Origin of the sequence: Nonomuraea cavernae, assembly GCF_040655715.1 — a bacterium.
GTDB classification, from domain to species: Bacteria; Actinomycetota; Actinomycetes; order Streptosporangiales; family Streptosporangiaceae; genus Nonomuraea; species Nonomuraea cavernae_A.
On record NZ_JBFAKL010000008.1, the window covers coordinates 57,596 to 69,838 of the forward strand.

General features: G+C 72.0%; 11 protein-coding genes. 6 read left to right on the top strand and 5 right to left on the bottom strand.

Going from position 1 to position 12,243, the window contains the following annotated elements:
- Positions 1 to 14: 14 nt before the first annotated feature.
- The gene (locus tag AB0I38_RS13820; RefSeq protein ID WP_358466672.1) at positions 15 to 1,028 is read left to right on the top strand and encodes an ABC transporter substrate-binding protein; all 1,014 of its coding nucleotides are present in this window, start codon (positions 15 to 17) and stop codon (positions 1,026 to 1,028) included.
- Here AB0I38_RS13820 and AB0I38_RS13825 read toward each other — a convergent pair.
- Both AB0I38_RS13825 and AB0I38_RS13830 read right to left on the bottom strand, forming a co-directional pair.
- The gene (locus AB0I38_RS13825; RefSeq protein ID WP_358466674.1) at positions 1,012 to 3,420 is read right to left on the bottom strand and encodes a helicase-associated domain-containing protein; all 2,409 of its coding nucleotides are present in this window, start codon (positions 3,418 to 3,420) and stop codon (positions 1,012 to 1,014) included. The genes AB0I38_RS13820 and AB0I38_RS13825 overlap by 17 nt on opposite strands.
- A 77-nt stretch (positions 3,421 to 3,497) precedes the next feature.
- On the bottom strand, positions 3,498 to 4,001 hold the full coding sequence (locus AB0I38_RS13830) for an ATP-binding protein (RefSeq protein WP_358466676.1): 504 nt from the start codon (positions 3,999 to 4,001) through the stop codon (positions 3,498 to 3,500).
- Positions 4,002 to 4,223: 222 nt separating this feature from the next.
- On the opposite strand from AB0I38_RS13830, the gene AB0I38_RS13835 reads away from it, so the two are divergent.
- The 5 genes from AB0I38_RS13835 to AB0I38_RS13855 all read left to right on the top strand — a co-directional run bounded on the left by AB0I38_RS13835 (position 4,224) and on the right by AB0I38_RS13855 (position 6,950).
- Positions 4,224 to 5,045 (top strand): helix-turn-helix domain-containing protein, encoded by an 822-nt coding sequence (locus tag AB0I38_RS13835; protein WP_358467113.1) that lies wholly within the window; start codon positions 4,224 to 4,226, stop codon positions 5,043 to 5,045.
- Positions 5,046 to 5,282, top strand: coding sequence for a DUF397 domain-containing protein (locus AB0I38_RS13840; protein ID WP_189126032.1), 237 nt, complete (start codon positions 5,046 to 5,048; stop codon positions 5,280 to 5,282).
- An 88-nt stretch (positions 5,283 to 5,370) separates the two neighbouring features.
- Positions 5,371 to 5,637 carry a hypothetical protein gene (locus tag AB0I38_RS13845; protein WP_358466678.1) on the top strand — a complete coding sequence of 89 codons (267 nt, stop codon included), beginning with the start codon at positions 5,371 to 5,373 and terminating at the stop codon, positions 5,635 to 5,637.
- A 159-nt stretch (positions 5,638 to 5,796) separates the two neighbouring features.
- Positions 5,797 to 6,684 (top strand): maleylpyruvate isomerase N-terminal domain-containing protein, encoded by an 888-nt coding sequence (locus AB0I38_RS13850; protein ID WP_358466680.1) that lies wholly within the window; start codon positions 5,797 to 5,799, stop codon positions 6,682 to 6,684.
- A complete protein-coding gene (locus tag AB0I38_RS13855) occupies positions 6,684 to 6,950 on the top strand; it encodes a sigma factor (RefSeq protein WP_358466682.1) in 267 nt (88 codons plus the stop codon). Before AB0I38_RS13850 ends, AB0I38_RS13855 begins: the two co-directional genes overlap by 1 nt.
- Here the strand turns inward: AB0I38_RS13855 and AB0I38_RS13860 are convergent.
- The 3 genes from AB0I38_RS13860 to AB0I38_RS13870 form a co-directional block, all read right to left on the bottom strand.
- Positions 6,937 to 7,527, bottom strand: coding sequence for a histidine phosphatase family protein (locus AB0I38_RS13860; protein ID WP_358466684.1), 591 nt, complete (start codon positions 7,525 to 7,527; stop codon positions 6,937 to 6,939). The genes AB0I38_RS13855 and AB0I38_RS13860 overlap by 14 nt on opposite strands.
- Positions 7,528 to 7,852: 325 nt before the next feature.
- Entirely contained in the window at positions 7,853 to 8,512 is a 660-nt protein-coding gene (locus AB0I38_RS13865; RefSeq protein ID WP_358466686.1) for a M15 family metallopeptidase, read from the bottom strand.
- A gap of 98 nt (positions 8,513 to 8,610) precedes the next feature.
- Positions 8,611 to 11,610 carry an AfsR/SARP family transcriptional regulator gene (locus AB0I38_RS13870; protein WP_358466688.1) on the bottom strand — a complete coding sequence of 1,000 codons (3,000 nt, stop codon included), beginning with the start codon at positions 11,608 to 11,610 and terminating at the stop codon, positions 8,611 to 8,613.
- Positions 11,611 to 12,243 lie beyond the last annotated feature (633 nt).

The window sequence follows — 12,243 nt, forward strand, 5'->3', positions numbered from 1 at the left end:
CTTAGGAGCTGTACATGTCGCGACCAGGACTGGCGCGTAGGGGATTTCTGACGGCCGCGGGTGTCGCGGCGGCACTGACGCTGGCCGCCTGCGGATCGGGTTCCGGGACCGAGGCCACGGGCGACACGCCCGCCTCGCAGCCGGCCTCCGCGTCCACCTCCTGGACGTTCACCGACGACCGCGGCAAGAAGCTGGAGCAGGCCAAGGCGCCCACGAAGATCGTCGCCCAGGTCAGCTCCGCCGCCGCGCTGTGGGACTTCGGGGTCCGCCCGATCGCGGTGTTCGGCCCGCACAAGCTGTCGGACGGCAGCAAGGACCCGCAGGTGGGCAACGTCGACATCACCAAGGTCACCGGCCTCGGCAACGTGTGGGACGAGTTCAACGTGGAGCAGTACATCGGGCTCCAGCCCGACCTGCTGGTCAGCAGCATGTACGACAAGGGCACCCTCTGGTACGTCCCGGAGAAGTCCAAGGACACGATCGAGCAGGTCGCCCCGACCGCCGGCATCATGCTGACCGGCCAGACCGCCACCCAGGTGATCGGCAGGTACGAGGAGCTCGCCAAGTCACTCGGCGCCGACATGCAGGGCGTGCCCGAGGCCAAGGCGCGCCTTGAGGCCGCCACCAAGGAACTGGCCCAGTTCAAGGACCTCAAGGTCCTCATGATGTCCGGCGGCCCCGACCAGATGTGGGTCGTCAACCCGCCGGAGTACCCGGACATCCGCCTGCTCACCGACAACGGCCTGAACGTCATCACGCCGTCCAAGGTGGACGACGGCGGCTTCTTCCAGACCCTGAGCTGGGAGAACGCCGACATGTACGAGGCCGACGTGATCCTGTACGACACCCGCACCCAGGCGCTCAAGCCCGCGGAGATGATGAAGAAGCCGACCTTCGCCAAGCTGCCCGCCGTCAAGGCCGGCCAGCTCTACCCGTGGAAGGCCGAGGCGCCCTTCAGCTACCAGGGCTACGCCGACTTCGTCGAGCAGCTCGTGGCCGACCTGAAGAAGGCTAATAAGCTCCTGTGACCTCGATGATCTCGGCCAGGGGAAACTCCAGGTAGTCGCCCGCCTCCTCGCACCAGGCGTCGAGGGCGCCGCCCTTGAGCTCCCCGTGGCTGATCGTGGCGGTAAGTCCGTCGGTCAGCGTGATGCCCGCGCGGACACCGCGGTCGACGACGAAGCCGAGCAGCGACTGCTGCGCGGTCGGCAGCCGGGTCGCCATCCGGCCGATGACGGCCCAGGTGCGGCCGCTGTGCTCGGCCGCCTTGCCGGCGGCGACCAGGCGGCGGGCGTGCTCGTGCGGGTCGGGGGCCGGATCCGCGAGCACGTGCCGCAGCGCGTCGTGGTCGGCGAAGTCGGCCAGCTCGGCCACCTGCCCGCCGGGCAGCAGGATGAGCTTGCCGTTCGGCGGCTCCTCGATGCGGGTGCGGCGGATCGCGATCTCACCCGTGTCGGCGACCGGCACCGGCGAGTAGCCGTTGTCCCGCAGCGCCGCCAGGGTGCGCTCGGCGGGTGCCGAGCTCACCAGCACCGTGGGCGCGAGCAGCCGCAGGCCGAGCCGGGTCAGCCGCCGGTGACCGGCGATCTCGGCGAGCAGCGTGGGGTCGGAGGCCTGGACCACGCAGCCCACCGTGGTCACCGTGACCTCGCCGTGCCGGCGGGCCACGTCGCGCACCATGTACTCGAGCGGCTGCGGGATGGTGCCCACCCCGGCCAGCTCCTCCAGTAGCGCGCCGGCCTCGTAACCGTGGTCGAGGGCGCCGCGCACGCTCTCGGTGGTGAACCTCCACACCGATGCGGCGCCGCGCGACTCGCGTTCGGCCACCCGGTCGAGCAGCGCCGCCAGCTCCGTCGACGGCGGGCCCGTCACCACGGCGGTCAGGTCGGGGCCGAACAGGGCGCTGCGGCGCACGCTGGCCAGCGCCCGGGTCGACGCCTCCACCAGCAGCGGATCGTGCTCGACCAGTGGCACCGAGGCGTCGTTCTCGTCGCCCGCGCCGGCGGCCAGCCCGGCGAGCGCCCGGCCGAGGTCGGTCAGCGAGTCGTTGGCCAGCAGCCCGAGCAGGCGGGCCTCGTCGAGCACCGCCGAGGCGCAGGTGGCCAGCAGGGCCTGGTCGAGCAGCGGCGCGTGCCAGTGCACGTCGCGGACGAGCCCGTTCCGGTCGGCGAAGGCCGTGCCGGCGGGCAGATGGGCGAGCGTGGTCAGCACGGCCCGGCGGATCCGGGCCACGGCGGCGCCCGCCTGGTCGTCGCCCAGCACGGTGCCGTACTTGCCGTCGATCCGGCGCAGCGACGAGCGCTCCATGCGCCACCAGGCCGACAGCAGCACCCGCAGCCGCGCCGAGCCCTCGTCGAGCCGCCAGCGGTCGAAGCGCTCGGTGGGCACCATGCCGCCGGACTTCTCGTCGAGCGCGAGCAGCCGGGCCACCGCGCAGATCTCCAGCAGCAGCCGGGTCTCGTCCTCGTCGCAGCCGGTCTCCTTGGCGATGCGGCGCACCTCGCGTACGCCCACGCCGCCGGTCTTGAGCAGCGGCAGCGGCGCCTTGGAGGTGTTGTCGAGCAGCGCCGCGCACCGCTCGACCACGTGCGGCGCGGCCAGTGTCATCAGGTGGTCGACCTCTTCGGGGTCGATCGGGATGGTGGCGACCTCGGACGCCCCGGGCGTGAACGGCGGGTGGTAGCCAGGGCCGCGCAGGCAGAGCGCGACCTCGCGCGGCATCTCGGCCACGTGCCAGCTGGGCCGGTAGAGCAGGCCGTGGTCGGCCGACCATTTCTCGGGCGTGCCCGGCATCACGAACCGGCCGCCGTCGACGTCGCGGACGGGACCGTCCCAGGCGAAACCGTCGAGCAGCTCGCGGGTGCCCTCGGGGGCGTGGCTCAGCAGCGCGGCCAGCCGCTCGGGATCGCCGAGCACCTCGCTCACCCGGGCGATCGTGCGGCGCTTGTTGCCGGGAGGGGCCAGGCCGAGGCTGCGGGCCAGCGTGCGGAGGGTGTCGGTGCTGATCGTCCAGGAGTTGAGGTAGTGGTCGAGCGGCTCGCCCAGGCCGAGCGGCGCGGTCCACCAGCGCGACACCGCGTCCGCCAGGCGCACCGCCCCCTCGGCGTCGGGCCAGGCGAGCGCGTGGTCGTAGAGGCGTTCGAGCCAGGGGGTCACCTCTTCGACGGGCACACCGAGGAAGGCCGCCAGCCGCTCGGGGGTGGCGTGGCGCACGACCAGGCAGGCCTGGGCCAGCTCCAGGCAGGGGAGTGGCAGCCCGCGCAGGGCCTCCATCACGGCGAAGCCGTTGCCCAGCCGCTGGGCGAGGGTGTCGAGCCGCCGCGGCCACGGCGCCGCGATGGCGTCGGGCCGGTTGGCCAGGATGCGGCCGAGCCCGTCTTCGTCAAGTGTTCGCAGCCAGCCGAGCAGGTGATCATCCATCGGTCAGCACTCTCAGGGGTCGCACGCGGGACTCACCGTGAGCCATAGCCAACCACGGTAATGCAGATCACCTTCTGTCAGCAGAGGACTGCCCAGACGATCTTTCCCTGAGGTGCGAGCGCGGACCAGCCCCACCGGCGGCTGACCGACTCGACGATGTGCAGCCCGAGACCGCCGGTGTCGAGCGGCCCCGGATAGCGCAACGCCGGGACCGAGGACGCCGGGTCGGTGAACGCGCTGGTGACGAGCGTGCCGCGGCGTATGAGCGACATGTGCACGGGACGCGCGCCGGGAGGCTCGGACTCGCGCAGCCCGTGGCGGAGGGCGTTGGTCGCGAGCTCGGAGACCACGAGCTCCATGGTGTCGGTGAGTTCCTCGAGTTTCCAGCCGGCCAGCGCGGCGGCCGCGAAGCAGCGGGCGGCGTGCACGGAGGAGGGGACGGGCGGCAGGACGAACGTGGCGCTGGCGGACGGGCCGGGGACCAGTAAGTCGCGCGCCGCCTCAGGCCACCAGCCGACAGGAGGCCACCAGTCGAACGTGGTCCATTGGCAGGACGCCAGTGTGGATTGCACGGTGATCATTCTGCGACAAACTCTCGTGCAGGTGCAAGAGCGAATGCACGTGCAGCCAGTCCTTGCAGGCGCTACCGTTGCCATCAAATGGTCAAACTACGAGAAAGGGGATCTTGTCCACGGCTGATGATCTTTCGGCCGTGAAGTGACAGACTGTGTGTCAAGGAAACAACCAAGGAGCAGCGCGTGTCCCTCGATCCGCCCGGTTCTGGTTCGACCGTGAGGCGCATCATGCTCGGCGCCAGCCTTCGGCGTCTGCGTGAGGCCAGCGAGCTCACCCGCGACCAGGCCGGATTCCACATCCGGGCGTCCGAGTCCAAGATCAGCCGGATGGAGCTCGGTCGGGTCGGGTTCAAGACACGTGATGTGGAAGACCTGCTCACCCTGTACGGCGTCGTCGATGATGCCGAGCGCCGTGCCCTGCTGGAAATGGTCCGCGAGGCCAACACCCCCGGGTGGTGGCACAAGTACTCGGCCGTGCTTCCCTCGTGGTTCACCACGTACGTGGGGCTGGAGGAGGCCGCGAACGTGATCCGCACCTATGAGGTGCAGTTCGTTCCCGGTCTGCTGCAGACGGCGGCCTACGCGCGGGCGGTCTACCAGCTCGGCAACCCTGATGCCACTCCTGAGGAGATCGAGCGCCGCGTGCATCTGCGTATGCAGCGGCAAGAACGCTTCACGCAGAAGGACGGCCCGCGGTTGTGGGCGGTCATCGACGAGGCGACCCTCAAGCGGATCATCGGCGGGCGGGAGGTCATGTCCGAGCAGCTCCAGCATCTGCTGGAAGTGGCTGCCCTTCCCAATATCACCGTGCAGGTGATGCCCTTCAGGTTCGGCATGCACGCCGCTGAAGGGGGTGCGTTCAGCATCTTGCGGTTTCCCGAGTCCGATTTGTCGGACGTTGTCTACGTTGAGCAGCTCTGGGGTGCCCTGTATCTGGACAAGCGTGAGGACATCGACCCGTACCTCACGGCTATGGCGCAGTTATGCGTGGAGAGCACCACGCCAGGGGGCACCGTCGAGCTCATCGGCGGTCTTCTCAGAAAGATGTAGATGAAGCAGACCTACAACGGCATGCCCGCGGCCGACCTGAAGCAGGTCGCCTGGCGCAAGAGCCGCTACAGCAACTCTCAGGGCAACTGCGTGGAGCTCGCGAAGCTCCCTGATGGCGGGATCGCGGTGCGCAACTCGCGCTTCCCCGACGGCCCCGCGCTGATCTACACCCGTGACGAGATCCGGGCCTTGGTGCTCGGAGTGAAGGACGGAGAGTTCGACGGCCTCCTGGTGTAACGACGAGTTAACCTCCGGCGCGTCCGCTTAACGAGGGCGCGCCGGGGGTGTAACTCCCCGGTCTCGCCGTCCGGACATGATCGGTTTCATGCTTGACCAGATGACGCTCTATCCGATCGCCGACGACGTGCTCTTCGCGACCGGCGGCAAGGTCGTGATACGCACCTACGGCGTCGCGCCCGCTGCCTCCGGGGGCTCCACGGACTCGGTCGCCTACCGCACGTGGGTGACCGGGGTCCTTGACCAGCCGCGCTACTGGCACTGGGGGCACTTCGAGGACGCCGCCTCCGGGCACCGCCGGGTGCTGGAATGGCTCACCGGAAGGGGCCCGCAACCCGCCCAGGCGCTCGCCTGACCCCGTGTCGCGCCGCGAAGTAGAGCATCGCTCGGTCAAGAAGGGTCGTGCGAAGGGCGACCCGCCTTTCCGGCGAGGGCGGCTTCCGGCCGGCGAACTCCCCGCGCCCGTCTGGCGCCACGGGACGTGAGCGGTTAGCGTCGGGCCACGGAGGTGGCCATGACGGACCCGTACCTCTACAACGGGCAGCGCCCCGACGACCACGTCGCGTCCTGCCCCGACTGCAGCGCTGCGATCACCCTCGCCGACCGGCCCGGCCTCGACTCCGGCCTCCCGCCGCCGCCCACGCTGCGCGAGGCCGTGCTCTCCATGGCGCGGCGGATCCGCGGCCCCGCCTCCTCGGCGGCCGCCGCCGTGGCCGTGCCGTACGCCGAGCAGGTCGCGCTCATGGACGAGCTGCTGGGCGAGCTGAGCGAGCGCCAGTGGGACGCGCCGGTCGTCAGGCACGGCACCGTACGCGCCCTGGTGGAGCACCTGACCGGCAACGACGCGCTGGTGGCCACGTTCATGGGGGTGCCCGCCACGGCCGGCGCGCCGATGCGCCGGCGCTGGCGCCAGCAGGCCGGGTCGCTCCTGCAACAGGTCTCCGGCAGCACCGACGTGCTCCTCGGCACCGAGCTCAGACTGGCCGGCACCCGGCCGGCCCGCGGCTCGCTGCGCCACGCGATGATCCAGCGGACGTTCGAGACCTGGACCCACGCCGACGACATCAGGGCCGTCACCGACCGGCCCGCCGCCGTCCCGCGCGACGAGCACGTACGGATGATCGCCGAGTTCGGGCTGGCCCTGCTGCCGAGGGCGGTCGGTGGCCCGCGCCGCGACGTCTCCGCCACCGTGGTGCTCACCGGACCGGGCGGCGGCACCTGGACGGTCCCGCTCTCGCCGTCCTCCGACCACGTGGCCGTGCTGCTGTCGGCCGACGCCGTCGCCTTCTGCAGGCTGATGGCCGGCCGCCGGCCGCCCGACTCCTTCCCGTACGCCGCCGAGGGCGACCCCGCGCTGGCCCGCGAGCTGGTGCGCGCCGCCGCCACCCTGGGCTGCGACTGATGACCGCCGACGCCGAACTGAGCGCCCGCCTGATCGCGGGCGACCTCGACGCGCTGGCCACCGCCTACGACGAGCACGGCCCCTACGTGTACGGCGTGGCCGTCAGGGTCACCGGCAGCCAGGCCTACGCCGAGGAGGTCACCCAGAGCGTCTTCGTCGCCCTGTGGGAGCGGCCCGTCTCCTACGACCCCCGGCTGGGCTCGCTGCGCGGCTGGCTGGTGAGCCGGGCCCTGCACGAGTCGGCGCTGCGCGTCAGGGTCGGCTGACCGGCGCGTTCCAGGTCACGATGACCGGCTCGGCGTGCTCGAAGCCGAGCCGCGAGTAGGTGCCGGTCTCCAGCTTGAAGAAGCGGCCCTCCTCGGGCGGCAGGCCCAGCCAGCGTGCCGCGACCACCCGCAGCAGATGGCCGTGCGCCACCAGCGCCACCCGGCCCGGCGCCCGCCGCGCCCGCGCGATCACCCGGTCGGCCCGCGCCCCGACCTGGGCGGCGCTCTCGCCGGGATGCTCGGCGTCGCCGGGCGGCACGCCGTCGCGCCACAGGTACCAGCCGGGGCGCGTCTCGCGGATCCCGGGCGTGGTCAACCCCTCGTGGCCGCCGTAGTCCCACTCCCACAGGTCGGCGTCGACCTCGTACCCCGGGAGTCCGGCCAGCTCCGCCGTACGGCGTGCGCGCCGCGCGGGTGAGGACAGCACGAGATCGAACGCGCACTCCTTGACCAGCGGCGCGAGCGCCCGTGCCTGCTCCTCGCCGCGGGCGGTCAGCGGGACGTCGGTGCGGCCGGTGTGCCTGCCCGTCCGGCTCCACTCGGTCTCGCCGTGCCTCAGCAGCAACATCTCGTCCATGCCCTCCATCATCGGGCACGACCGTGGCCCGGCTCCGGGCGGCCGCGCGGTCCCGGTGGCGGCCCGGCTCCGCGCGGCTCCGGCGGACGTCAGCTGGGGATGACGCCGGCGTCGGCCAAGAGAGCCAGGCCCAGGCCGACGCACAGGCACGCCACGGGCCATGCCTTCTGACTGAGGGCGACTATCACGCCGGCCAGGAGCGCTACCAGGGCCGCGACGAGGAGTGGGGTCATAGCGGACGTCCCTGCCCCCGAAAGCGGGTTCTACAGTGCCGGACGAAGAAATTCCCGGTCGAACCCCCGTGCGGATCTCCTCGGCGGAGGGCTCAGAGAGCGGGACCGGCGCTCATGCCGTAGCGGGCGTAACGCGCGCCCGTGCTGAACGCCCAGTAGCGGTCGCCGTAGGACCAGTGCCACCACTCGGTGGGGTAGTTGACGAACCCGGCCGACGTCATGGCGACTCCCAGGATGTCGCGGTTGTGGCGGGCCTCGGCCGAGATGCCGGGGAAGGCGGTGTAACACGCCTCGTCGCTCTCCGGCGGGGTGGCGTTGACCTCCGTCCCCATCGGGAGCTCGACGCCGGAGACGGTGCACAGGGTCAGGTCCACCGCGCCGCCGGAGACGTGCGGGGCCACTTCGGGCGGGGAGACGTACCTGCTGGCCTCCAACTGGGCCCGCCGCTCGTCCCAGTCCGGATGGGCCGCCCGGTGCGCGGCCACGGAGCCGGCGAAGTAGCGGTGCTGCAGGGCCGCCGGGCGGAATCCCTCCACGACCACCAGGCGCAGCCGACGAGGCAGCCGGGTCTGCGCGGCGACCAGGCGATCGGCCACGCTCAGCCGCACACGCGCGTACGCGCCTTCCGGATCGGCGAGCCGCCGGTCGACCCGGAGGGACTCCAGAGCGCGCAGATCCACCAAGGGTTCGTCGCACTCCTTCACCGGCACCTCGGCGATCCGCGGGTCGGACAGGAGCACGATCTCCGGCATACGGGCCTCCATGATGTCTGTTGGCGTTCCATGTGAAAACGCCGACGCCCATGATGCCCCGCGCCGCTCCAAAAGCGCTGTAAGCGCTCTTTCAGAAGTCACCCGCCGAGCTCGTGCGCTTCGCGCGCCTCGTGCAGCCGGAAGATCTCCATCGCCTCGTCCAAGGTCGTCTTGGCGGCGGCGTCCTCGCCGAGCGCCTTGTGCACCAGGGCCAGGTCGCGCAGGGTACGGGCGCGGAACAGGGCGGTGCGCAGCGTCTCCCACAACGCCAGCGACTCCGTGAGGCGGCTCCTGGCCTGGTAGAGCCGGCCTTCGGCCAGGTCGAGCTCGCCGAGCGTGCGCAGGGTGCACGCCTCACCCCAGCGGTCGGTCAGTGTCCGGCACACGGCGAGCGACTCCTCCATGGCTCCGCGTGCCGCGTCGAACCGGCCGAGCCGCATCCAGGTCTTGCCGAGGGAACGCATGCAGTACGCCTCGATCAGCCGGTCGCCCAGATCGCGGGAGATCGTCAGCGCGTGCTCGCAGTGCTCCTCCGAGCGCGCCAGCTCGCCCCGGGCGCGATGGTACAGGGACATGGAGCGCAGCGTCAGCCCCTCGCCGCGGCGGTTGCCCGCCTCCCGGTACAACGACAGCGCGGCGTCCAGGTCGGCCCGGCAGGCGGGGAAGTCGCCGCGCTCCAGGTGCACGGTGCCGGTCATGCGCTTGACGTGGGCGAGGGCCGCCGGGTCGGCGAGGCCCGCCCACAGCGCGCTCGCCCTGCCCAGGAAGTGCAGCGCCTCGGGCAGGTACCCCTGCTCCCGGCAGGCGGCGCCGAGAGCGGCGAGCGTGGCCGCCTCCCCACGGGCATCCCCCGCGGAGCGGAACAGGGACAGCGCCTGGCCCAGATACTCGCGGGACTCGGCGTACTGGTCACGTTCGTAGTGCAGGTGGCCAAGGCCGCCGAGCAGGGTCGCCTCGCCCAGCGCGTTGTCCATGCGCCGCGCCACCGCCAGCGCGGCCTCGTGCGTACGGTGCCAGGTGGCGAACGGGTTGTCGAAGACGTACTGGCTGCCCTCGAAGGCCACCGAGGACAGCGCGGCGGCCAGCCCCACGGCGATGTCGTCGAGATCCATGGCGGTCGCCAGCTCCACCGCGACGATCAGCGACTCCTCTTCGCCGCGGAACCAGCCATGCGGATCGGCCAGCGCCATCCGCGCCACCTCCGGCTCCACCGGCCGGGCCAGGCCGACGGTGACCCGCAACGGGATCCAGCCGCTGGGCACCGCCTCGCTGAGCCGTTCGAGCAGCCACAACCAGCCGCCGAGCACCCTGCGCACCATCGAGGTACGCTCCGCCTCCGGTTCCTCCGCGTGCGCGCGTTCCCGGGCGAACAGCCGGATCAGGTCGTGCAGCCGGTAGCGGGCCCGGCCGGTCGCGTCGGTGCCCACCACGGCTGCGAGAGAGACGTCCACCAGCTGATCCAGCACCTCCTCGGCCTCGTCCAGGCCGGTCTCCATGGCCGCGGCCGCCACCCATACCGGGACGTACGGCAGGCCGAGCAGGCCCAGGCGGCGCAGCGCGGTCTTGGCCTCGGGCGGCAGCAGGTCGTAACTGAGGGCGATGCCGGCCCGCACCTCCTGGTCTCCGGCGGCCAGCTCGTCCAGCCTGCCCTGCTCGTCGGCCAGCCGGTCGGCCAGCCGGGCCACCGGCCAATGGCGGCGGGACACCAGCCGCGCCCCGGCGATGCGCAGCGCGAGCGGCAGGCCGCCGCACTGCCGTACGATGCGCGCCGCCGCGTCCGGATCGGTGGCGACGCGTTCCGCGCCGGCCACCCGCCCCAGCAGGTGGAGAGCGGCATCGTCGGGTAACAACCCCAGGTCGAGCACGGACGCGCCGGCCAGGCCGGCCAGCCGGTTGCGGGAGGTGACGATCACACCGCAGCCGCGGGCGCCCGGCAGCAGCGGCCGGACCTGCCGCTCGGCGGCGGCGTCCTCCAGCACGATCAGCTTGCGCCGGTCGGCCAGCAGGGTGCGGTAGCGGGCGGCGCACTCCTCCAGGGTGCCGGGCGGCGGCGTGCCGGGCTCCAGGTCGCGCAACAGCCGGCCGAGCACCTCCTGTGGGGTGGGGGGCACCTCCGTGGTGCCGCGCAGCTCGACATGCAGCTGCCCGTCGGGGTAGTGATGCGCGATCTCGTGCGCGGCACGCAGCGCCAGGGCCGACTTGCCGACGCCGCCCGGCCCGAAGATCACGCAGACCGGCATGGTGTCCTGCCCGGTGAGCCGGGCGCGCAGGTCCGCGAGCTCCTCCTCGCGGGCGGTGAAGTCGGGCGGCGGCCAGGGCAGTTGCCGGGGCGGGGGCACCTTCGCCGCGCGCAGCAGCGCGGGATCGGAACGCAGGATGGACTCGTGTACGCGGCGCAGCTCCGGCCCCGGTTCGATGCCCAGCTCCTCGACCAGCACCCGCCGGCCCTGCTGGTAGGTCGCGAGCGCGTCCGCCTGCCGCCCGGCTTGATAGAGCAGCACCATGAGGTCACGGCGCAGCCGCTCGCGTGCCGGATGGGCCGTGACGAGTTTGCTGAGCTCGTCGACCAGGCCGTCATCCTGGCCCATCGCCAGATCGGCCGCGATCCGCTCCTCGAGCGCCGCCAGCCGCAGCTCCTCCAGTCTGGCCGCCTCCGCGCGCAGGTAGGTGTCGCCGATCCCGCCCAGTGCCGGGCCTCGCCACAGCGCCAGGGCCGCCCGGAATGACTGCGCGGCCTCGCGGTGGCCTCCGTCGCGCGCCGCCCGCCGGCCCTGCTCGACGAGCCGTTCGAAGACGTCCTTGTCCAGGCTGTCCGGCGGGACCTCGGCGGCGTAGCCCAGCCGGTGCGAGACGATGACCTCCGGCAAGCCGGCGCCGGCGAACGCGCGGCGCAGCGAGGCGACATAGGTCTGCAGGACCCCGCGCGCGCTCGCCGGCGGGTCGTCCTGCCAGATCGCCTCGATGAGGCGCTCGACGGTGATCACCCGGCAGGGGGCCAGGAGCAGGGTCGCGAGCAGCACCCGTGGCTTGGCTCCCCCGAGCGGGACCTGCCGCCCATCGCTCAGCAGCTCAATCGGACCCAGGAGCCGTAACTCCATGTGGTTCTCCTTAAGGCTCGGCCGAACGATGCGGCCGTCGGCGTCGACGGCCGGGCCACATGGGTGCGGGCGGTCGGGCGAGGAAGAACGCGTTGAGAAGCCGTGGAACGGCGACCCGTGAGGTCTGGTGCGGCAGCCGGACACCGAGGCGGGGGCGGCCCGGCAGAACCGGGCCGACGGGGGCGCACACCAGGATCTGGACGCCGAGGGAACCATGGGCGTTCACGCCTCAGGCCGTTGCCGCGCGCCCGATCCGGAAGATCGCCGCCCGATCAGGGGCTTGCTCCATTGAGGGACATGAGGCCGCTCCCTAACGTTCTCCGACGTTATTGACTCCCGACGATAACGACAAATGATCTGCAGTCAAGAGACTCCCGCGCTCGGCTTCCGCTCCCCTCAGGGCGGCCGGTCCGGGCGGATGAACCGCCGGCTCGGACCGGCCGCCGGACGGCCGTCACATCCGCCGCACAGGGAAAGGCGGAAGACCCCGGGAGTTCCCGGGGTCCTTCGCGGTTTCGCCGGCCGGCGGTGCCGTGCTAGCTGACGGTGGAGGGTTGGGCGGAGAGGAGGGTTTGGGTCCAGCCGGTGTCGTCGACGGTGCCTTGGCCGGTGAGGTCGTTGGCGTTGCCGTCG